The organism is Bhargavaea massiliensis (assembly GCF_050480245.1).
In the GTDB taxonomy this organism is placed as follows: Bacteria; Bacillota; Bacilli; order Bacillales; family Anoxybacillaceae; genus Anoxybacillus.
Map to the genome: position 1 here is coordinate 24,701 of NZ_JBCNEQ010000019.1, position 22,749 is coordinate 47,449.

Annotated in this window: 22 protein-coding genes; 19 read left to right on the forward strand and 3 right to left on the reverse strand. The window is 44.5% G+C overall.

The window, feature by feature from the left end; translation table 11 throughout:
* Positions 1-14: 14 nt before the first annotated feature.
* Positions 15-404: a DUF7147 family protein gene (locus ABEV15_RS04825; protein ID WP_429631599.1), complete on the reverse strand. Its 390-nt coding sequence runs from the start codon at positions 402-404 to the stop codon at positions 15-17.
* Between the two features lie 145 nt (positions 405-549).
* Between ABEV15_RS04825 and ABEV15_RS04830 the strand changes: the two genes are divergently transcribed.
* From ABEV15_RS04830 to coaD, 3 genes are all read left to right on the forward strand, one after another.
* On the forward strand, positions 550-1,878 hold the full coding sequence (locus tag ABEV15_RS04830; protein WP_498852517.1) for a hypothetical protein: 1,329 nt from the start codon (positions 550-552) through the stop codon (positions 1,876-1,878).
* Positions 1,879-2,151: 273 nt separating this feature from the next.
* Positions 2,152-2,718, forward strand: coding sequence for a 16S rRNA (guanine(966)-N(2))-methyltransferase RsmD (gene rsmD / locus ABEV15_RS04835; RefSeq protein WP_429631603.1), 567 nt, complete (start codon positions 2,152-2,154; stop codon positions 2,716-2,718).
* A gap of 2 nt (positions 2,719-2,720) precedes the next feature.
* A complete protein-coding gene (gene coaD, locus ABEV15_RS04840; RefSeq protein ID WP_498852518.1) occupies positions 2,721-3,218 on the forward strand; it encodes a pantetheine-phosphate adenylyltransferase in 498 nt (165 codons plus the stop codon).
* Here the strand turns inward: coaD and ylbJ are convergent.
* The gene (gene ylbJ, locus ABEV15_RS04845) at positions 3,215-4,420 is read right to left on the reverse strand and encodes a sporulation integral membrane protein YlbJ (RefSeq protein WP_498852519.1); all 1,206 of its coding nucleotides are present in this window, start codon (positions 4,418-4,420) and stop codon (positions 3,215-3,217) included. The genes coaD and ylbJ overlap by 4 nt on opposite strands.
* A gap of 102 nt (positions 4,421-4,522) precedes the next feature.
* On the opposite strand from ylbJ, the gene ABEV15_RS04850 reads away from it, so the two are divergent.
* The gene (locus ABEV15_RS04850; protein ID WP_429631609.1) at positions 4,523-5,299 is read left to right on the forward strand and encodes a patatin-like phospholipase family protein; all 777 of its coding nucleotides are present in this window, start codon (positions 4,523-4,525) and stop codon (positions 5,297-5,299) included.
* The gene (locus ABEV15_RS04855; protein ID WP_498852520.1) at positions 5,296-6,309 is read left to right on the forward strand and encodes a SepM family pheromone-processing serine protease; all 1,014 of its coding nucleotides are present in this window, start codon (positions 5,296-5,298) and stop codon (positions 6,307-6,309) included. Before ABEV15_RS04850 ends, ABEV15_RS04855 begins: the two co-directional genes overlap by 4 nt.
* Here ABEV15_RS04855 and ABEV15_RS04860 read toward each other — a convergent pair.
* On the reverse strand, positions 6,301-7,506 hold the full coding sequence (locus tag ABEV15_RS04860) for a nucleotidyltransferase (protein ID WP_498852521.1): 1,206 nt from the start codon (positions 7,504-7,506) through the stop codon (positions 6,301-6,303). The genes ABEV15_RS04855 and ABEV15_RS04860 overlap by 9 nt on opposite strands.
* Positions 7,507-7,647: 141 nt before the next feature.
* On the opposite strand from ABEV15_RS04860, the gene ABEV15_RS04865 reads away from it, so the two are divergent.
* From ABEV15_RS04865 to spoVE, 14 genes are all read left to right on the forward strand, one after another.
* Entirely contained in the window at positions 7,648-8,163 is a 516-nt protein-coding gene (locus ABEV15_RS04865) for a YceD family protein (RefSeq protein ID WP_498852522.1), read from the forward strand.
* A 63-nt stretch (positions 8,164-8,226) separates the two neighbouring features.
* Entirely contained in the window at positions 8,227-8,400 is a 174-nt protein-coding gene (rpmF, locus tag ABEV15_RS04870; RefSeq protein ID WP_003395111.1) for a 50S ribosomal protein L32, read from the forward strand.
* A gap of 236 nt (positions 8,401-8,636) precedes the next feature.
* Positions 8,637-9,083, forward strand: coding sequence for an RsfA family transcriptional regulator (locus tag ABEV15_RS04875; RefSeq protein ID WP_498852523.1), 447 nt, complete (start codon positions 8,637-8,639; stop codon positions 9,081-9,083).
* A 67-nt stretch (positions 9,084-9,150) separates the two neighbouring features.
* A complete protein-coding gene (locus tag ABEV15_RS04880) occupies positions 9,151-10,044 on the forward strand; it encodes a 2-dehydropantoate 2-reductase (protein WP_429631623.1) in 894 nt (297 codons plus the stop codon).
* Positions 10,041-10,436: a DUF3397 domain-containing protein gene (locus ABEV15_RS04885; protein WP_498852524.1), complete on the forward strand. Its 396-nt coding sequence runs from the start codon at positions 10,041-10,043 to the stop codon at positions 10,434-10,436. Before ABEV15_RS04880 ends, ABEV15_RS04885 begins: the two co-directional genes overlap by 4 nt.
* A 19-nt stretch (positions 10,437-10,455) precedes the next feature.
* The gene (bshC, locus tag ABEV15_RS04890) at positions 10,456-12,066 is read left to right on the forward strand and encodes a bacillithiol biosynthesis cysteine-adding enzyme BshC (protein WP_429635270.1); all 1,611 of its coding nucleotides are present in this window, start codon (positions 10,456-10,458) and stop codon (positions 12,064-12,066) included.
* A gap of 157 nt (positions 12,067-12,223) precedes the next feature.
* Positions 12,224-13,156, forward strand: a complete 933-nt coding sequence (rsmH, locus tag ABEV15_RS04895; protein ID WP_498852525.1) for a 16S rRNA (cytosine(1402)-N(4))-methyltransferase RsmH — start codon at positions 12,224-12,226, stop codon at positions 13,154-13,156.
* A gap of 19 nt (positions 13,157-13,175) precedes the next feature.
* A complete protein-coding gene (gene ftsL / locus ABEV15_RS04900) occupies positions 13,176-13,538 on the forward strand; it encodes a cell division protein FtsL (protein WP_429635267.1) in 363 nt (120 codons plus the stop codon).
* Positions 13,539-13,544: 6 nt separating this feature from the next.
* Positions 13,545-15,722, forward strand: a complete 2,178-nt coding sequence (locus tag ABEV15_RS04905; RefSeq protein ID WP_498852526.1) for a penicillin-binding protein — start codon at positions 13,545-13,547, stop codon at positions 15,720-15,722.
* Between the two features lie 64 nt (positions 15,723-15,786).
* Positions 15,787-17,703: a stage V sporulation protein D gene (locus tag ABEV15_RS04910; protein ID WP_498852527.1), complete on the forward strand. Its 1,917-nt coding sequence runs from the start codon at positions 15,787-15,789 to the stop codon at positions 17,701-17,703.
* Between the two features lie 67 nt (positions 17,704-17,770).
* Positions 17,771-19,237 carry a UDP-N-acetylmuramoyl-L-alanyl-D-glutamate--2,6-diaminopimelate ligase gene (locus ABEV15_RS04915; RefSeq protein ID WP_498852528.1) on the forward strand — a complete coding sequence of 489 codons (1,467 nt, stop codon included), beginning with the start codon at positions 17,771-17,773 and terminating at the stop codon, positions 19,235-19,237.
* 23 nt (positions 19,238-19,260) lie between these two features.
* Positions 19,261-20,235 (forward strand): phospho-N-acetylmuramoyl-pentapeptide-transferase, encoded by a 975-nt coding sequence (gene mraY / locus ABEV15_RS04920; protein ID WP_429631639.1) that lies wholly within the window; start codon positions 19,261-19,263, stop codon positions 20,233-20,235.
* Positions 20,235-21,569 (forward strand): UDP-N-acetylmuramoyl-L-alanine--D-glutamate ligase, encoded by a 1,335-nt coding sequence (gene murD / locus ABEV15_RS04925; protein WP_498852529.1) that lies wholly within the window; start codon positions 20,235-20,237, stop codon positions 21,567-21,569. Before mraY ends, murD begins: the two co-directional genes overlap by 1 nt.
* A 32-nt stretch (positions 21,570-21,601) precedes the next feature.
* Complete coding sequence (gene spoVE / locus ABEV15_RS04930) at positions 21,602-22,702, forward strand: stage V sporulation protein E (protein WP_498852530.1); 1,101 nt, start codon at positions 21,602-21,604, stop codon at positions 22,700-22,702.
* The last annotated feature ends 47 nt before the right edge of the window (positions 22,703-22,749 follow it).

A 22,749-nucleotide genomic window follows, 5' to 3' on the forward strand; every position in this document is an offset into this window, starting at 1 on the left:
ATAGGGCGCTTTCTTTATTGTAATGGCGGAATGAACCGATTCATGCGCATAATGCCGATTAAATGTTGGTAGTACAATTGTAAATCTGCAAAAAAGTTTGATGGCTTCACGTCTAAATGAATAATTTCTTGATTCAATTCCTTCGCTAAATCAACAAATAGCTCGTATCGCTTTGTCACTTTGACAGACGGATGTGGAATGCCTTCACGGCAAATGTATAACGGCTGAAAATCGCCCGGATCGGTCGGATGAAGCACGACGACGAACGACGTGAGCGCCTTCCCATCTTTCATCGTATGGAACGCAAACAAACCAGATAAACGATGGCGGTTTGATTTGGCGATTTCGATCAGCTCATAAATGTCAGAATATCCTTCTCCAAGTTCAATAAAGCGTTGAATCATCTGTTCATTCCCTCACTTTTATGTTTTGTCCCATCATTACTTTAACACGTTCAACTTTTTTCGACAATTAGTGAAAACGGTGTATGACAACGGATTGAAATTTTGCTATTGTTATATTATAAACTGCTAAATGAGGGGCAATCGCATGCGGAAAGTAGCTTTCATTTCAACGCTCCTTTTCCTCGGAGTTAGCGCAGGGGCTTTATATTACCAGTGGGACGAATATCATACAGAAGCAACGAAACAGTCGGTCATGCAACATGACATTGAAGCGACATTTACGGGAAAGACGATACAAGTCGTTCATCATATACGCGGGGCTGTTGCTGATACGTATGAAGTGACAGTGCCAAAAGAAGTGAAAGGTGTTTCGTGTTTAAACGACAAAACATGCGTGAAACGACAAAACGACAAAACAGTCGTCGACGCACCGAAGACCGGTGAGCTTTCCCTCACTTATCGCGTGCCAATTGCACAAAAAGAACCGCTTTTTGTTAAGGAATGGCTCGTTCGTTTTCATACATCACAACAGCAACAAATGAATATATCCCTCACCGATGCTGTTCATCCGAAAGGTGTGTGGGCAGCGGACGGAAAGCTCATTGGCTACGTATATAAACCGTCGTTTTCGTTTTTTATGTGGGAGAAAAAAGGCGGGCAAGCTGTTCCGCTTTATTTTCAAGCGAAACCACTTCGCACATCGTTTGATCATGACCTGGCAGTGTATGCGACAAAGCCAGTCGATCCAACAGCGCTATCGTTTTGGCGAAAAAGCAGCGTACAGACGCTTATTGTTACTCCGTTTCAGCTGCAATATATAACACCGACGTTTGTCATGATACCGGAAACGGCTTCCTTTGCCAACGTGCAGCGCGCTTACGTTCGCGTGGAGCTACAACAGCGATTTCCAAATAGTTCTGTTCCGGATTGGATATGGGATTTGCTTGCAGCGTACATGACAAAAACAAAACCGATGACACAACAAGCGCAACGCGTTTTGCAGCAATTGCAGACGACATTAACGAAAGAAGAACAACAAACGTTTTGGACATCCGTTACAACGAACGATGGTCAACCATTGACGATGAAAAAGTTGGATGAATGGTTAGGAAAGGCGTACGGTGGGAATACGACATTTTTCCAAGATGAACAACCGTACATGACATTTACGGAGCGAAAAATGCTTGTCGCCAATAACGTCAAATTACCGAATGCCCACGTCTTATTAAAAGACGGTCAACAACTGTTCCCATTCGTTCCGATTATGCGCACGCTTGGCTATACCGTTCAACGTTCAAGTGAAGCCGTATTTATTGAAAAAAATGGTGCACGTTGGCGCTTTTTTACGAATGGCACAAATGCCGTCATTCGTGAATGGAACGGAACGCTATACGTGGAACGAACCGAATTTCCAAAATGGTTTTCTGTTTATATTAGCGAAACGAGTGAAGAAATACATGTTGTAGGGCAATAGGGCAAAAAAAAATCCCTGTGGCATATGCCATAGGGGCCCTTCTATTTTTTTCGGACAAGCCGAAAAAAGAAGGCAAAAAGGGAGAGGAGAAACCGGAGGAAGAACTTATGGGGAACGTAAGTCTTCTCCATGGTTGGCAACAACATCGCAACGATGTTGTTACTATCAGTATGACCATTGTTTCGCATTGTATACATCCTCATCATTTTTTTCCTTACAATGATTGTCCATTTCGTCGGTTATGCTATGATCATAAAAGCGAGGTGAAATACGATGAGAGTCATATCAGGGAAATGTAAAGGAAAGCTGTTACAAGCTGTACCAGGGATGACGACCCGTCCGACGACAGATAAAGTGAAAGAAGCAATGTTTAATATGATCGGTCCATATTTTTCAGGTGGACTTGGACTTGATTTGTTTGGCGGAAGCGGCGGGCTTGGCATCGAAGCGTTAAGCCGCGGACTCGATCGCGTCATTTTCGTCGATCACGATGCAAAAGCCGTCCAAACGATGAAAAAAAACGTGGCGGCTTGTCGTTTGACAGACCAAGCGGAAATTTATCGCAACGATGCGGAACGAGCGTTAAAAGCAATCATCAAAAGAGGCTTGACGTTTCGCCTTATTTTTCTTGATCCGCCTTATAAAAACAAGCAATTGGAAGCACTTATTGCGATCATCGATGCCCATCAGCTGTTGCAACGAGACGGTTTCATCGTGGCTGAACACGGGGCGGAAGTGGAGCTTCCAAAGCAAATTGGGCGGTTAACACAAGTGAAACATGAAACGTACGGCATTACGGCTGTATCGATTTTTGCTTATGTCGATGAGGAAGGGGAATAAATATGGCAAGCATTGCAGTATGCCCAGGAAGTTTTGATCCTGTGACGTATGGGCATTTAGATATTATTCGTCGCGGGGCGAAAGTGTTTGACCAAGTTTATGTTGTCGTATTAAACAATTCATCGAAAAAACCGTTATTTTCAACCGAAGAACGAGTGCAATTGCTTGAGGAAGTGACAAAAGATTTACATAACGTCACCGTAGATTCGTATCGAGGGTTGCTTGTCGATTACGCCCGCAGTAAAAATGCAAGCGCGATTTTACGCGGATTGCGTGCTGTTTCTGATTTTGAATACGAAATGCAAATTACATCCATGAACCGCGTATTAAACGAACAAATTGAAACGTTTTTCATGATGACAAACAATCAATACGCCTTTTTAAGTTCAAGTATCGTAAAAGAAGTGGCGAAATATAACGGCAACATTTCTGAACTCGTGCCAAAAGTTGTAGAAGAAGCACTTCGTAAAAAATTTTCCGAAATAAAAAACCACCTTTAAGCAGGTGGTTTTTCGCGTCGAAAAGTGATCATCACATACATAAAACACGCCGTAGCTGTAATGAAAAAGCCGTATTGTTCGATCCAATGCGCATACACAATCGACCACTGGCTTGTTGTTTCTGGAAGCCAAACAGGTAACATTTCTGCTGATTCAAGCGGTTGAACGTAAAGCGGCTTCCAAAGAAGAGACGCGAAAAAAGCAGCAAACAATCCGTGAAAGATGCGCGCAATGAAAAAAGGTTGAAAGCGAATATGAGCTTCCGCTAAAATGCTCGCGACTTGTGCTTGTACAGAAAAACCGCCAAAGGCAAGAATGAAGCTTGTGACGATGACTTTTTGCAATAGCGTCGCATTTGCCGTTTCGCTCGTCATTTGACTGCCAAGCGTAATTTCAAACAACCCTGCGATAAACGGAACGCTTAATTCGCTCGGTAAATGAAAAAGCGCTAATGCGTATCGCACGATGCCGGCTAGCCATTCGGTGATGTTTGTAATATAAAGCAACTTATTTAAAACAGAAAATAAAATAATAAATCCGCCGATCATAAGAAGCGTTTGAATGGAGGACCGAACCGCATCCCCGAGCAGCTTGCCGATCGCTTGGCCATGTTTTAAGCGCGTTTCATGCATCGCACGAAATGCTTGCTGGAAAATACCTTTTTTTTGTTTAGCGACAAAAGCGGTGTCATCTTTTCCGTGAAAGCGCATCATGAAACCGACACAAATGTTGCCGAGATAATGAGATAAGGCAAGAATGATGCCGATGTTTGGATTATGAAAAAATCCGACCGAAATCGCCCCGAAAATAAAGAGCGGATTAGATGAGTTTGTAAACGAAACGAGCCGCTCTGCTTCAATGGCGGAAAGTTGTTGTTGCTGTCTTAACCGCGCGGTCAGTTTTGCGCCGACAGGGTAGCCGGAAGCCATGCCCATCGCCCAAACGAATCCGCCGATGCCCGGCACTTTAAAAAGCGGACGCATCAATGGCTCAAGCAATACACCGAGAAAATGAACGACACCAAATCCAATTAAAATTTCTGATACAATAAAAAAGGGAAGAAGGGAAGGGAAAACGACATCCCACCACATATGCAATCCGCGCACCGCAGCTTCAAGCGCATGTTGCGGGTAGCGGAGCAATGCAAAACATAAGCAAATAATTATAGACGATAGCATCAATGTTTTCCATTTTTCTTTCATCGTTCGTTGGCCTCCTTATCCGCCGATCGTACTCGTTTTAATATACGAGTATATGTGGACATTTTAGACCATAGTATTGAAGAGGGAAGGGGGGGGAAATGGATGAAAATCGGGTTGGCGCTCGGCTCTGGTGGTGCGCGCGGTTTTGCACATGCAGGTGTCATCAAAGTGCTAGAAGAAGAAAACATTCCGATCCATATGATTGCAGGGAGCAGCATGGGCGCACTCGTCGGAGCGTTATATGCATCGGGGATGTCAACGGAACGATTATATCGGCTTGCGATGGCGTTTCGGCGCAACGACTATATCGACTGGACGTTGCCGAAAATGGGGCTTATTGCAGGGCGACACATTAAACAGTTTATATCGGTTATGACGAAACAAAAGCGCATTGAAGATGCCCGCATTCCGTTAGCGGTTGTGGCGACCGATTTGCAAAAAGGTAAGAAAGTGGTGTTTCGCGAAGGAAACATCGCTGATGCCGTGCGTGCGAGCATTTCGATTCCAGGCATTTTTGTGCCCGAACGTTTGAATGGCCGCCTTCTTGTTGATGGTGGGGTCATTGATCGTGTGCCAGCCACCGTTGTTCGTGACATGGGGGCTGATGTCGTCATCGCGGTTGATGTTGCCTCCGTCAAAAAGAACGACACGCTCACCTCCATTTTTGATGTTATTTTACAAAGCTTAGACATTATTCAAGCTGAGCTCGCTTCCCACCGCATCGCTCAAGCGGATATCGTTATTCGTCCGCAGCTTGAGCGATATAGTTCGTATGCGTTTACACATGCGAAAGAGATGATTCAAATGGGGGAAGAAGCGGCACGCCAACAGCTACCGATCATTCGTCAATTGCTTGCAGAGAAGGGGTTTAAACGATGAACAATAAACGGTATATTCGGACGATTGCGCTCATTGCACTATTGCTCGTTTTTGGTACCTTTTTTAAATTGCCATATTACGTGACGATGCCTGGAACGGCTGAACCGTTGCGTCCGCTCGTTGAAGTCGAAGGCGGCTATAAAGAAAAGGGAAAGTTTATGTTAACGACCGTTCGCATGGGGCAGGCAAACCTTTTTTCGTTTGTATTCGCCCATATGAGTAAATATAACGAACTATATCGCATAGACGAAGTGCGTCAACAAGACGAAAACGACGAAGAATATACGTATCGCCAATTGAAAATGATGGAAAATTCAAAAGAAACAGCGATTGCTGTCGCCTACAAAAAAGCAAACAAACCGGTTTCATATCGCAATAAAGGTGTATATGTGCTTTATGTCGTCGATAACATGCCGGCAGCAAAATATTTAAAAAGCGGCGATCAATTAGTAGCGATTGACGGGCAACGTCTCAACGACGCAGACGAATTTATTCAATACGTAAGCGGAAAGAAAAAAGGAGATCGCGTCCGAATTACGTATAAACGATCAGGAAAAGAAAAAACAGCAACGTTGACGCTTGCGCCGTTTCCAAATGAAAAAAATCGCATCGGTCTCGGCGTTTCCGTCATGACGGATCGCGATATTGTGACGGATCCGCCTGTTCATATTGAATCTGATGACATTGGCGGCCCGTCGGCTGGACTTATGTTTGCGCTAGAAGTGTACAATCAGCTCGTTCCTGAAGATTTAACGAAAGGATATGACATTGCCGGAACGGGAACGATCAATATCGACGGAGAAGTCGGACCGATCGGCGGCATTTCTCAAAAAGTGATCGCTGCTCATAAAGCAGGAGCGGACATTTTTTTCGCTCCGAACGAACGCGGAGCGAAACATTCCAACTATAAAGAAGCGGTGAAAACAGCAAAAGATATCGGCACAAAGATGAAAATTGTACCTGTTGATACGTTTGATGATGCCGTTCAATTTTTACAAAAATTATCGTAGTGGTGGCGTTGCATATTCATTGCGCAACGCTTCTGTCCAAAGCGGCTCAGGCAAAATACACATATATGCTTGTGTCGCTTTTTTTTCGATATGATATACCGGATCGTGTTGTATATGCTTGACGTTTGTGACAATTGGCAATGTCGTTTTCTTTTTCACCGTTTGTAAATACGCTCTTCCTGTTTCGTTCATCGCTAGCGGGCGAATGTATGTCGCACGCTTCTTTTCGTGCGCTTTCGCCATTTCTTTTTTGGTGACGTTCGTCAACACATGTGTGCATATGCGCTGCAACCGTGTCCACGTATATCGTTTCGTTTTTACAGCTGAAAGAAAGTCGTGAAACGATGTGGCGTGAACAATTGCCTTTTTCAGACGATGTTCGATGCCTTCTTCCACTTCAGCAATTTGGCGAATGTCATCTACTTCCATCGTCAATAACCGATATTTTAAAACCGGAAAATATTTGTCCCAATCGTGCCACGTTGTATATGTATGACGATACGTTTGTAACGTTTCAAATGTTGGATGCGGAACATAGCGCGCGACGTCCTCGTGACCAGATTGTAAAAAACGGCGGATGCTCGTTGCGCTAGCAATGTCATCGTTTGCTGGAAGCGACGCGTCGTGATAATGAGCGACGATCCGTTGAATCGTCTCAGGCTTTATATCGCTTTGTTGTTCGATGATCGCTTTGACGTAATGTAAGCCTAAAATGTTGTTTGGTTGCGATATATCTAGCGCATCGTGACCGATGTCATAAAGCGCAAGCGCATATGCTTTCGCGTAGCTCATCCCTTGATGCATATAATGTTTTATTTTTTCGTTATGCCGTTCTTTTTCGTCGATGAGCAAGCGTGCTGTTTGGATAAATGCTTCAACGTCTCCGTGTTCGCTCCCGAAACATAATTGTTCACAAAAAAGCGCATCGAGAATCGAAACAGCGCCATGGGCGAACCGTTCAGCTGTTTGTACGGCAAACGGATAAGGAAGCTCGACGACGAGATCGACACCGCCTGCAAGCGCCATACGAGCGCGCTCCCATTTCGGTACGATCGCAGGTTCGCCCCGTTGTGTAAATGAGCTGCTCATGACGGCGATGACGCAATCCGCCTTTGTTTTTTTTCGCGTCTGTTGCACATGGTATAAATGCCCGTTATGAAACGGATTGTATTCGACAACGATGCCGACCGCTTTCATTTGTCGTCCACCTTTCTTTTTTGTGTAAAACGTGATACAGTGAGTATAAGCTGATTATAATCGAGGTAGTGTAAAGAAAAAATATTGACAAAACCGTTGTTCAAACGTATAATTTTCTTTGTTGTCTTGAGGTGATTATCATTGAGATGGTCTATTCATCAACTTCATCAGTTGCAACATAAAGGGCTGACGATTGACGAAATAGCCGATGTGTCCGAGTTAAAAGAAGTGAACGCTTCCATTCGCGACATTTCACCGGTTCATGTGTATGGACGGGCCGATGTGAGCGCGAAAAAGTTTACGTTCCACTTAACGATTGAGGGGACAATGAAACTGCCTTGTTCCCGCACGCTCGTGGACGTATCGTATCCATTCGCCATCGAAAGCACCGAAACGTTTTTTTTAAATGACTATGACGCAACGGATGAAGAGTCGCATGTTGTTCAAGGAGAGACGATCGACTTAATGCCGATCGTAAAAGAACTCATTCTTCTTGAAATTCCGATGCAAATTTTTAGCGAGCAGCCGGATCATCCAGATGCCGTTCCGCAATCAGGAAAAGATTGGGCAGTCATTTCAGAAGAAGAACATGAAAATAAAATTGATCCGCGCTTAGCGAAGCTAGCAAAGTTTTTCGAAAACAAAAATGAATCTTAAGGGAAGATCCGGAACTACACCGGCCTCCATATTCGCCTAAATCTCTTTAAGGAGGTGGAAATGATGGCAGTACCTTTTAGAAGAACATCGAAAATGAAAAAGAGACTACGTCGTACGCACTTCAAATTGCGCGTACCTGGTATGGTAGAATGCCCAAACTGCGGTGAAATGAAACTTGCTCATCGCGTATGCAAAGTTTGTGGAACATACAAAGGAAAAGACGTTGTAAACAAATAAGAAAAGCGCGGGGAATTGCCCTTGCGCTTTTCTTGTTTTGAAAGGAAAACACGCAGTTTGCAGCGAATCATACGATGGACATGCAATAAAGGGGAGAAGGAAGATGATTGAAAAAACACGAGCGAGCGGTGCAATCATTTTTAGCAAAACGGAACAAATAATCTTCTATCTTCTAATCTTCTATCTTCTCTATTAGCTGCATAATTATATAGTAAATGCAGTGAGGAGGGATAGGAATGATGCGTCAAGATGCATGGAAAGAAGAAGAAGATGTGTTGCTTGCTGAGACGGTGTTAGCTTTTGTGCGCGAAGGTAGCACGCAATTACGAGCGTTTGAGGAAGTAGGAAAAAAACTATCGCGAACCGCAGCGGCTTGTGGTTTTCGTTGGAATGCATACGTGCGCAAACAATATGAAGAAGCGCTAGAGCTTGCCAAACAACAACGAAAGCAGAAAAAAGAGCCTAAACCGCCTGAGCGCGACATTACGTTACAAGATGTCATTTCCTTTTTACAAACGTTGCAACAACGCGGGGAAGGACAACAAGAAATCGAACGGCTGCGCAACCAAGTATCCACGTTGCAAAAAGAAAAAGAAGAGCTTGAAAAACAACTGCAAGTGGTACAACAAGAATATCAAGCCATTATGCACATTTTAGAACGCGCACGCCAATTGTCCGTATAGTAGCTGATAGACGCCAGCTACTTTTTTTTATACAATAAAGCATAGGTAGAAAAGAGGAGGACGTACCGTGCGCATCGGAATTATAGGGGGCGGAGCGGTCGGGTTGTTGACGGCCGCTTACTTCAGTAAAAACTATGATGTGACGATTTATACACGTCGTCATGAGCAGGCGGAACAGCTATGTACATACGGAGTGACGGTCATTTGTGGCGACGAACAGACAACGCATCGTGTGAACGCTAAGCCGTTCGTTCGAGAAACGGAAGAAGATGTGCTGTTTCTTGCGGTCAAACAATACGACTTAACAAACATATTGGAAACGCGCATACATATGCTTCAAGCGAACGCCATCGTCTTTTTGCAAAACGGCATGGGGCATGTTTCGTATTTGCCGCATTTGCCACACGACCATATTGCGCTTGCTGTCGTTGAACATGGCGCCTTAAAACTCGATGATACGACCGTTTCTCATACCGGTGTTGGCCAAACGAAATGGAGCGTATGGAAAGGAGAAAAAGAGACGTTTTCGTTTCTATCATCGACAAGCAGCCGCTTTGCGTTTCAATATGTCGCTCATTGGGAAACTATGTTGCTTGAAAAATTAATGGTAAACATAGCTATTAATCCGCTAACTGCGTTGTTGCGCGTTCCAAACGGCATGTTAGTGACGCATGAGCCATATCGGCAAGCGATGAAACAATTGTTTTGCGAAGTTGCGTCTATTTTTCAACTTGACCAACGCGAGCGCATATGGCAGCATATTGAAACCGTCTGTCATCAAACGGCTGCGAACCGTTCTTCGATGTTGCGCGACATCGAGGCAGGGCGGAGGACGGAACTAGATGCCATTTTACGCTATGTCATTGAGCACGCGCACAAACAGCACATCTCTGCCCCAATTACGACATTTTTATATGCGCTTGTGAAAGGGAAAGAATTAGAGGGGGAGAAGAAAAAGTGAAAGATGTACTCGCCTCTTTCATTGCTATCATGATTGTTATGCCGTTTCTTTCGTTTTTTTTTATTTTTACACTCGCCAAAGCGGTTTTTAGACGTAAAGGAAAGCGCGCGTTTCATTTGGCTGTAAACGGATCGACCATTTTTTTTATTGTTGCTGTTCACGTGTTATTGCAAGCGATTTTTCAACGATCGTATATTGTTGAATTTCTCATTTTTTTTATTGTAGCATTTATGATTGGAATCGTTTTATATTGGAAAAAAACAGGGGACGTGTCGCTGCAACGAACGTTTAAACTGTACTGGAGAATGCAATTTTTATTATTTACAACCGTTTATGTCGGACTATTTATATATGGGATCATTCATCGTGTCATGATCGCATTTTCATCATGAATGAGAAAGGGAGTTTAGGATGGAAATCATCGAGCTGTCATTGCCAGCAACGAACCGTTTAGCAACGGAGTATATCGAAGGGACGTTTCCTGTTCATGAAGCGTTTCATCCTTGTTCATTTCAAGAACGTTTGCATGAACTTCAAAAACGAACGTATGCCCGCGAAGCGATCGTTGACCATTTGTTGACGTATCATAAGCAGTTTCAAGCAAGCGCCGAAACGATGGCAAACATTGAAAAACTGCGTCATCCGGAAAGTGTTGTTGTCATCGGTGGACAACAAGCTGGGCTTTTAACAGGACCGTTATATACGATATATAAAATCATTTCAATCATTACATTGGCCAAACAGCAAGAACAACAGCTTGGCGTTCCTGTCGTTCCGGTATTTTGGATGGCATCAGAAGACCATGATATTGCAGAAATCAATTATGTACATGTCGCTGAATACGGAAAAGTAAAAAAACGTATATATCCGCCATTAGCAAAAGAAAAACGAATGGCTGCTCATATTGAACTCGACGCGAACGCGTGCCGTCAATGGATTGATGACGTGTTAAAAACATATGGCGAGACAGATGTCACAAATGAATTGCGCGCGTACATCCATGCATGCATCGCGAAGTCCAATACGGTGGTAGACTTTTTTGCGAACGTTGTTTTAACGTTGTTTGCCAAAGAAGGCATCGTCGTTGTGGATGCCGCCCATCCGCAATTGCGGGCGATGGAGCGCGAATGGTTTATGACGCTTATTCATGAACATCATATGATTACAAACGCGCTTCAAAACCAACAACAACATCTCGAACGGTTAGGCTATACAAAAGCGATTGACGTGATGCCGATGTGCGCCCATTTGTTTTATGATGACGGTCAACGCCGTTTGTTATATTACGATGATGCTCAACGTTGTTTTTACACAAAAGACGGGGCGTACCGTTTTGCGCCAGATGAGTTAAGACAACGAATCGAAAGCGATCCGCAATCGTTTAGCAACAACGTCGTCACAAGACCGCTTATGCAAGAATGGTTATTTCCTACGCTTGCTTTTATTGCCGGTCCGGGCGAAATTGCGTATTGGGCTGAACTAAAACAAGTGTTTGAGCATTTTCATTGGCGCATGCCGCCGATTGTGCCGCGCCTTTCTTTAACGCTTATCGAACGCCATATTGCGTCCGATGTAGCGGATGTGCATATGACGGTGGCAGAGGCGTTAACAAACGGAACGAAACAGGCGCTAGAGAAGTGGATGCGCGACAATCAGCCTGTGGCATTTGATGAAACGTTTCATGAGGCGAAAAAAGAAATCGCACGCATTCATGAACAACTGCGCCAACTCGGGCTCCAAGTGGATCCTCAGCTTGAAGGAGTCATGTTGAAAAATGCTGAACGGGTCGAGACACAAATCGATTATCTTCAACAATTGATTACACGCCGCCTATTGCAAAAACATGATGTGCACATACGAAAATATGAGCGCATTGAGTTGGCGCTCCGCCCGAACGGTATGCCACAAGAGCGCGTTTGGAACGTATTTTACTATATAAACCGTTACGGTTTTGATTTTGTTGATCGACTTCTTCATGTCGATTATCGGTGGAATGGGTTGCATAAAATTGTATATATTTAACTGTTTTCGTCGATAAAAAAATCCTGTCGCGCACAGGATTTTTTTTATATACAATAGAATAGTTCGGAAGTAAGTAGTGAATTTAGTGAAATGATGGTACAATACAATTGCAATCATTTTTGTAGCACGTTTGAAGTTGTAGAGGTAGGTGACATCATTGTTTCATCACGTAACCGTATTATTAAAAGAGACAGTTGACGGATTAAACATTAAAAAAGACGGTACATATGTAGATTGTACGCTCGGTGGAGCTGGACATAGCGAATATTTATTGTCGCAATTATCGCCGGAAGGAAGATTGTTCGCCTTCGATCAAGACGATGTCGCGATTCGTCATGCCCAACAAAAACTCGAACGATATAGCGGTCAGTTTACGATCATTAAAAGCAACTTCCGTTATTTAAAACAACAGTTGGCGCTTTACGGTGTGCATGAAGTAGACGGCATTTTATTTGATCTCGGCGTATCGTCTCCGCAGTTAGATATGCCAGAGCGCGGCTTTAGCTATCAGCATGAAGCGCCGCTCGATATGCGCATGGATCGCGAGCAAACGTTAACGGCGTATGACGTTGTCAACACATGGCCGTATGAGCAACTTGTGAAAATTTTCTTTCAATACGGTGAGGAAAAATTTTCAAAAGCTATCGCGCGTAAAATTGAGCAAACGCGCAAGCAAAAGCCGATTGAAACGACGACAGAGCTTGCGGAAGTCATTAAAGAAGCGATTCCAGCACCGGCACGTCGAACGGGAGGGCATCCGGCAAAACGCGTATTTCAAGCGATTCGCATTGCGGTAAACGATGAATTGCGTGCGTTTGAAGAAGCGATCGAACAAGCGATCGATTTATTAAAGCCTGGGGGACGCATAAGCGTTATTACGTTCCATTCGCTCGAAGATCGCATTTGTAAGCAAGCGTTTAAACAAGCAAGTGAAACGCCGCACTTGCCGCCAGGTTTGCCGATCATTCCAGATGAATACAAACCGAAATTAAAAATCATTACAAAAAAACCGATCGTACCATCGGAAGAAGAATTGCAACATAATCATCGCGCACGATCTGCAAAATTGCGCATTGCCGAAAAGTTGTAAAAAAGGGGGAAAAACGTATATGGCAGCTGTTCGCATTCAACAAAAAGTACAAAAAGTACAACAAGAACAACACGTGCAACGCGCACCGAGAAAAAAGCAAAAACGTAGTGTGCGCTGGACGGTTGGGGAGAAACTTGTGTTTGTTTCGTTTCTCGCATTTGCGCTATATAGTAGCGTAACGATCATTTCTAATCAATTTACGATTTATCACGTCAATAAAGAAGTTCAACAATTACAAGCGAACATTCAAGAGCAAGAAAAACAAAACCGCGATTTATACGTGCAAGTGCAAGAACTAAGCACATACGAGCGCATTTTAGCAAAAGCGAAAGAGCTCGGTTTGACATTAAATGAAAATAACGTAAAAGTTGTGCAGGACTGATGCCGAATGAGAAAGCATAAACATACGCATAGAGGAGCAGCTATATGTTTCGGTATTTTTAGCTTGCTCTTTTTTATATTATTTGGACGTTTCGTTTATTTACAAGCCACAGGTGTCGCTGATGGACAAGTGCTAGCTGTCGAAGCACAAAAACGTTACTTAAAAAAACAAGTGCTAGAAGCAAAGCGGGGAACGATTTTGGATCGGCGCGGCAAAGTGATTGCCGAAGACATTCCTTCTTACACCATTGCCGCGATTCTCGACCCGGACATGCCGGAACACGTGACTGATCCAGAGGAAACAGCGCGCAAGTTGGCCCCATTATTAAATATGGACGTAGCGGATGTCGAACGCATTTTGAAAAAAGATGCAAAGCAAGTTGAGTTTGGTCCGAACGGACGCGGCATTAGCCAAACGGTAAAAAAACAAATTGAAGCGCTAAAGCTTCCAGGCATCATTTTTTTGCGCGATTCAAAACGATTTTATCCGAACGGCACGTTTGCCTCATACGTCGTCGGCTATGCGCAAAAAGATGAAGCGACGAACGAAGTCGAAGGAAAAATGGGCATTGAAAAACAGTTTAATGAGCAATTAAAAGAAAAAGACGGCTATGTCGTCTATGAGGGCGATCAACAAGGGTTTAAACTGCCTCATGCGGATGAACAAATCGTTCCACCGCAAAACGGAAAAAACATTTACTTGACGATTGATCAAAACATTCAAACGTTTTTAGAAGATGCGATGAATACGGTGGAAAAACAATATACCCCAAAAAAAATGATCGCCATCGTTGCCGATCCGAAAACAGGCGCCATTTTAGCGATGAGCACGCGCCCGAGTTTTGACCCAAACAAACGAAATATCGAAAACTACTTTAACGATGCGATTGCATATCCGTACGAACCAGGATCGACGATGAAAATATTTACGCTGGCTGCTGCGGTGAACGAAGGGGTGTTTCAGCCGAATGAAACGTACCAGTCCGGTTCATATCAAATCGGTCCTCATCGCGTTCGTGACCATAACAAAGTCGGGTGGGGGAAAATTACGTTTCTTGAGGGAGTACAGCGCTCGTCAAACGTCGCATTCGCAAAAATTGTGCGTGAAAAATTAGGGGAAGATCGCTTTTTACAATATTTGCATCGTTTCCGTTTTAACGAACCGACAGGCATTGAATTGCCGGGTGAAAAATCTGGAAACATTTTGTATCGTTATCCGATCGAAAAAGTGACAACCGGCTTTGGACAAGGAACATCGGTTACACCAATTCAACAAATTCAAGCGGCAACTGCCATTGCAAACGGCGGTAAAATGATGCAACCGTATGTCGTCGATCGTATTGTCGATCCTGATACCGGAAAAACGGTGGCAAAACACGAGCCGAAAGTCGTCGATACACCGATTTCAAAAGAAACAGCTGAAAAAGTATTAGACATTTTAGAAACGGTCGTCACATCTGAAAAAGGAACAGGGCGTCCGTATCAAATTGAAGGTTATCGTGTGGCAGGAAAAACAGGAACGGCGCAAATTCCAGATCCAAAAGGCGGATATTTAACAGGGCATCAAAACTATATCTTTTCCTTTTTAGGCATGGCACCGCGCGAAAATCCGCGCTTAATTATGTATGTCGCTGTGCAACAACCGAACATTTCATATACGGAAACAGGGGCGGTGCCCGTATCGATGATTTTTAATTCCGTTATGAAAAGCAGCTTGCAATATTTAAACATTCAACCGACCGTTGGGAAAAAGAGCGAGAGAAAAGAAAAAAGCATTTCGCTTCCTTCTTATGTCGGTCAATCGGTTGAACAAGCAACAGCATCATTGAGAAAACAAGGGCTACACGTAACAGTAATCGGAAAAGGAACAAAAGTACATGCTCAGTTTCCGCAAGCAGGTGAACACGTTGTCGCGCCAGATCGCGTGTTGCTGCAAACGGACGGGAACGCCATCATGCCGGATTTGACGGGCTGGTCGTTGCGCGATGCCATGAAGCTTGCTGAACTGCTGCAGTTGAAACCGAGCTTTATCGGCAGCGGATATGTGTTTCGGCAAAATATCGCTCCGGGATCGGTTGTGAAAAAAAACGACTATATGATTGTCGAGCTGGCGAAACCATCGGAAATCGATAAAAAACAACAAACCGAAACAGAACAACAAGAAACGGACGGTCCGATCGATTAGTTCTACATGAAACGGTACAAGCATATAGTGGAACGAGCCTAAACATATAAGGAGGTTCCGCTATATGCGCGCAGTCACCGTTCGAAAACGATTAACGGCTGTATTGTTGATCGGATTTTTGATTTTTGCCATTATTGATATACGTCTCGGTTATGTGCAATTCGTTTTAGGAGATGTGTTAACCGAGCGAGCGAAAGATTTATGGAGCCGAAACATACCGTTTGAACCAGAACGCGGAGAAATTGTTGATCGCAACGGGGTGCCGTTGGCAACAAATATGAGTGCCCCGTCTGTGCTCGTCGTACCAAGACAAATCGAAAATCCATCTGAAGTGGCACAACATCTCGCACGCATTTTAAACATGCCGGTCGAAAAAGCGTATAAACATGTAACGAAAAGAACATCGATTGAACGCATTCATCCAGAAGGGCGAAAAATTTCAAACGAGCAGGCAAAACAAATTCGCGATTTAGGGATGAAAGGGATTTACATTGCTGAAGACTCGAAGCGTTATTATCCGTTTGGAAGATATTTATCGCACGTGCTTGGATTTGCAGGTATCGATAATCAAGGATTGATGGGGCTTGAACTTTATTACGACGAACAATTAAGCGGCAAGCCGGGATCGGTGCAATTTTATTCCGATGCAAAAGGGAAACGCATGCCGGGCATGGCGGATGCGTACACGCCGCCTGTCGATGGTCTCGATTTAAAGTTGACGATTGATACGCGCGTCCAGACGATTTTAGAGAGAGAACTAAATATCGCTGAAGCGACATATCGCCCAGATGGCATTATCGCGATTGCGATGAATCCAAACAACGGAGAAATTTTAGGGATGGCAAGCCGTCCGACATTTGACCCTGCCGATTTTCAAAACGTTCCTCCAGAAATTTTTAACCGCAACTTACCCATTTGGAGTACGTACGAACCGGGATCAACGTTTAAAATTATTACGCTTGCTGCGGCATTAGAAGAAAAAGAAGTGGATTTATTGAAAGAACATTTTCATGACCCAGGATATGTAAAAGTAGCGGGGGCGACGTTGCATTGTTGGAAGCGTGGCGGTCATGGCGATCAAACATTTCTCGAAGTCGTGCAAAACTCTTGTAACCCGGGATTTGTTGAGCTCGGTGATCGGCTCGGCAAAGAAAAACTATTTGAATATATTCGCGCATTCGGCTTTGGTGAAAAAACGGGTATTGATTTGCAAGGAGAAGGAAAAGGCATTTTGTTTCCGCTCCATCGCGTTGGACCGGTCGAACAAGCAACGACTGCTTTCGGTCAAGGGGTAGCGGTCACACCGATTCAACAAGTCGCAGCGGTAGCGGCGGCTGTGAACGGCGGCATTTTATACAAACCGTACATTGCAAAAGAGTGGCTTGACCCTGTCACAGGTGAAGTCGTGCGCCGCCAAACGCCACAAGCGAAAAGACGGGTTATTTCCGAGGAAACGTCAAAACAAATTCGTTATGCGCTCGAAAGCGTTGTTGCCCAAGGGACAGGTAAAGGGGCGTTTGTCGATGGCTATCGCGTCGGTGGCAAAACAGGGACAGCCCAAAAAGCGAAAGACGGTCAATATTTAAAAGATAATCATATCGTTTCTTTTATCGGTTTTGCACCGGCGGACGATCCACAAATTGTTGTATATGTAGCGGTCGATAATCCGAAAGGAACGGTGCAATTTGGTGGCGTCGTTGCGGCACCGATTGTTGGAAATATTATGGAAGATAGTTTGCGTGCGCTCGATGTCAAACCGCGCAAGCAACAAATTGAAAAAGAAACGACATGGCTAGATACACGCTATGTAGAAGTACCAAATTTAATCGGTTTAACAAAAAAAGATTTGCAACAGCAACTTTTTAACTTAAAATTAGATGGTAGTGGTGAAGGAGATATGGTCATTGAACAGGCACCGAAGCCTGGAGTGAAAGTGAAAGAAGGAGCGACGATCCGGGTTTATTTTGGAACGAAACGGTAAAGCCTAGAGGGAGCATCCTCATGGCTTCTTTTTCTGTTTATAAAGAAAAAAGAAAGGACAGATTGATATGAAGTTACAAACGTTGCTTCGTTATTTGCATCGCTTTACGCCACACGTTAGCGAAAATCCAACGATTACATCAATTGAAATGGACTCAAGGGAAGTAAAACAAGGTTCGTTATTTGTATGCATCAAAGGATTTACAGTAGACGGGCACGATTTCGCCAAACAAGCAGTGGCGCGTGGAGCAGTGGCTGTCATTGCAGAAAAGCCGCTCACATTGCCTGTACCGGTCATTTATGTAAACGATAGCCGCCGCGCGTTAGCGGTGTTAGCGGATGCGTTTTACGGCCAACCGACGCATCAGCTTCATTTAATTGGTGTGACAGGAACGAACGGTAAAACGACGACGACCCATTTAATCGAACGCATATGCCGTCGCGCTGGAAAAAAAACCGGGCTTATCGGTACAATTAACATGAAAATTGGCGATGAAACGTATGATGTAAAGAATACAACCCCAGAATCGCTCGTTTTGCAAAAAATATTTCGCAAAATGGTTGATGCGCATGTGGACATCGCTGCGATGGAAGTATCATCGCATGCGCTACATATGGGGAGAGTGCATGGTTGCGACTTTGATGTCGCTGTTTTTACGAATTTAACGCAAGATCATTTAGATTACCATCAAACGATGGACCATTACCGTTGGTCAAAAGGGTTGTTGTTTGCGCAGCTCGGCAACCGTTTTGATCATCAACGTCCGAAGTTTGCGATATTGAATGCAGACGATGCTGCGTCAGAAGAATATAAAAAAAGTACGGCAGCAACAGTTGTGACGTACGGCATTCATAAAAAAAGCGATATCATGGCGAAAAACGTAGAGATGACGACAAGCGGCACGACGTTTCAGCTCGTCACGCCGATCGAAACCGTACAAGTGAAAACGAAACTGATCGGTATGTTTAGCGTGTATAATATTTTAGCTGCGGTGAGCGCTTGTCTCGTTTCAAACATTCCGCTTGCAACCATTGTTGACGCAATCGCTGACATCGAAGGCGTTCCGGGCCGGTTTGAAGTCGTTGATGCTGGTCAGCCGTTTACCGTCATCGTCGATTACGCTCATACGCCAGATAGTTTAGAAAATGTGTTACAAACGATTCGACAGTTTGCGAAAAAGCGCGTGTTTGTCGTTGTTGGTTGCGGCGGAGATCGCGATCGGACGAAGCGTCCATTAATGGCGCAAATCGCTGTCAAATATGGCGATGTCCCGATTTTTACATCGGATAATCCACGCTCGGAAGACCCGATGGCCATTTTAAACGACATGAAACAAGGCGTAACCGAAGACGTTGTATGTATCGTCGATCGAAAAGAAGCCATTACATATGCGATCGAGCAAGCCGAACAAGACGATGTCGTTTTAATTGCAGGAAAAGGGCATGAGACGTATCAAATCATTGGCAAAGACGTGTTATATTTCGATGATCGTGTCGTCGCACGCGAAGCTATTCAACGGAGAAAAGATAAATAGGAGATGAGGAAGGTGCAACGATCATGAGCGAGAAAGTCATTTTATTCACGGCAGGGCTTGCCTTTATCATTACGGTTGTGCTATCGCCGATTTTCATTCCGTTTTTAAGGCGATTAAAATTCGGGCAAAGCATTCGTGAAGAAGGACCAAAATCTCATCAAAAAAAATCAGGTACGCCTACGATGGGCGGTTTAATGATTTTACTATCGCTTTCAATTACGACGTTTATCATGAGCGATATGTTTTTTGAGCGGACAGCCCAAACGTATTTATTGTTGTTCGTTACAATCAGCTACGGATTGCTCGGTTTTGTTGACGACTTTATTAAAGTGGTGATGAAACGCAACCTCGGTTTGACGAGCAAGCAAAAACTAGCAGGGCAACTGCTCGTTGCGCTCATATTTTACTTTTTCTTTCAACACTACAGCATTTCAACGGTCGTTTCGATTCCAGGGACGAATCAGTCCGTCGATTTAGGTGCCGCCTACATTTTATTAATTATTTTTATGCTTGTTGGCGGTTCGAATGCGGTCAACTTAACAGACGGCTTAGACGGCTTGCTTGCGGGTACAGCGGCGATTGCGTTTGGTGCATATGCTGTATTGGCATGGAATCAAGGGCAATATGACATCGCCATTTTTAGCGTCGCTGTCGTCGGTGCGGTGCTTGGATTCCTCGTTTTTAACGCTCATCCTGCTAAAGTGTTTATGGGCGATACCGGTTCGCTTGCACTTGGGGGAGCGATTGTCGCCATTGCGATTTTAACGAAACTTGAAATTTTATTAGTAATTATCGGCGGTGTGTTCGTCATCGAAACGTTATCCGTCATTATTCAAGTCATTTCGTTTAAAACGACAGGCAAACGCGTGTTTCGCATGAGCCCGATTCATCATCATTACGAATTAATCGGCTGGTCTGAATGGCGCGTTGTCGTGACGTTTTGGGCAGTTGGTTTATTGTTTGCCATTTTAGGAATTTACATTGAGGTGTGGGTATAATGTATAACGGAAAAAAAGTGTTTGTATTAGGGTTAGCGAAAAGTGGATTCGCAGCGGCGAAAAGGCTTCGTGAGCTAGGAGCGGATGTCGTCGTCAACGATCGAAATGAACCGAGCGAGCAAGATAAACGCGAATTAGAGGCGCTTGGCATCCGTCTCGTATGCGGAGGGCATCCGCTTGAACTACTTGACGAGCCATTTGATGTTGTCGTGAAAAACCCAGGCATTCCATACTCAAACGCGCTTGTCCAAAAAGCGCTTGACAAACAAATTCCGGTCATTACGGAAGTTGAAATTGCCTATGAAACGTCTAAAGCGCCTATTATCGGCATTACAGGCTCAAACGGAAAAACGACGACGACGACCTTGATTTATCACATGTTGCAAGAAGCGAAACGTCGGCCGCTTATTGCAGGAAATATCGGAACGGTCGCATGCGAAGTGGCGAAACGCGCGACAAAAGATGATGTGATCGTCATGGAATTATCCTCGTTCCAGCTGCTTGGAACGATTCGCTTTCGCCCGCACATTGCGGTGTTGTTAAACATTTTCGATGCGCATTTAGACTATCATGGGACGAAAGAAGCGTATGCGGAAGCAAAAGGAAACATTTTCAAAAACCAGACAGAAACAGATTATGCTGTCGTCAATGCAGATGACCCGATCGTTATGCAATTAGCGGAGAAAAGTCGCGCGCAAAAAGTGCCGTTTTCTGCGACTACGCCATTATCGTACGGTGCAACGGTGAAAGAGGGAGCGATTTATTTTCATGACGAGCGGATCATTGATGTCACAGATGTGGCGTTACGCGGGGCGCATAATATCGAAAATATATTGGCGGCTGTTGCAGCAACAAAACTAGCAGGTGCAGACAACGATGCCATTCGCCGCGTATTAATGACGTTTACCGGTGTGCCTCATCGTTTGCAGTTTGTTGCTGAAATTAACGGACGAAAATTTTATAACGATTCGAAAGCGACAAACATTTTAGCAACACAAAAAGCGTTAAGCGCCTTTCATGAGCCGGTCATTTTACTTGCAGGCGGATTAGATCGCGGCAATGAGTTTGATGAGCTATTGCCGTACTTCAAGCACGTCAAAGCCGTCATTACGTTTGGACAGACGGCACCGAAAATTGAACGCATAGCGCGCGAAGCGGGAATACAGCAAGTGAAACGTGTCGATAATGTGGAACAAGCAGCTTTTGCCGCGTATGAATGGTCGTCACCGGGCGATGTCATTTTACTCTCCCCGGCTTGTGCAAGTTGGGACCAATATAAAACTTTCGAACATCGTGGGGACATGTTTATACATGCGGTGCATAAGCTTAAATAAGACGAATTTTAAGTAAATTGAGGTGTTCCGCATTGCATGGAAAAAAGTCTGCACCTGATTTTTTGTTAATGATCATCACGTTTTCGTTGTTGGCGATCGGGCTCATTATGGTGTATAGCGCAAGCGCCATTTGGGCGGACTACAAGTTTCACGATTCGTTTTTCTTTGCGAAGCGTCAGCTGTTGTTTGCAGGCGTTGGGATTGTTGCGATGTTTTTTTTCATGAACATCGACTACTGGACGTGGCGCACGTGGGCGAAAGTGCTGCTGATCGTTTGTTTCGTTCTTCTCGTCCTCGTTTTAATTCCAGGCGTCGGCATGGTGCGCAACGGTTCGCGCAGCTGGATTGGCATCGGTGCATTTTCCATTCAGCCATCTGAATTTATGAAAATGGCGATGATCGCTTTTTTAGCAAAATATTTATCCGAAAATCAAAAAAAAATTACGTCGTTTAAGCAAGGGTTACTCCCGTCTTTGGCGCTCGTGTTTATCGCCTTTGGCATGATTATGTTGCAGCCGGATTTAGGGACGGGAACGGTGATGGTCGGCACGTGCGTCGTCATGATTTTTGTCGCTGGTGCGCGCATGAGTCATTTTGTGCTTCTCGGTTTGCTCGGATTGGCAGGGTTTGCCGGGCTTGTGTTATCCGCTCCGTATCGCATCAAGCGCATTACATCATTTTTAAACCCATGGGAAGACCCGTTAGGAAGCGGTTTTCAAATTATTCAATCCCTATATGCGATCGGGCCGGGCGGGCTATTTGGACTTGGGCTCGGGCAAAGTCGCCAAAAGTTTTTTTACTTGCCTGAGCCGCAAACCGACTTTATTTTTGCCATTTTAGCTGAGGAGCTTGGGTTTATTGGCGGATCGCTCGTCTTGCTTCTGTTTAGCTTATTGCTTTGGCGCGGCATTCGCATCGCCTTAGGGGCGCCTGATTTGTACGGCAGCTTTTTAGCTGTCGGCATCATTGCGATGGTGGCCATTCAAGTTATGATTAATATCGGGGTTGTAACCGGATTAATGCCGGTGACGGGCATTACGTTGCCGTTTTTAAGCTACGGCGGTTCGTCGTTGACGCTTATGCTCATGGCGATTGGCGTCTTATTAAACATTAGCCGTTATGCGCGCTATTAAAGGCTGACTTCATGGAAGTCAGCTTCTTCTGTTACTTTTGATGAGGG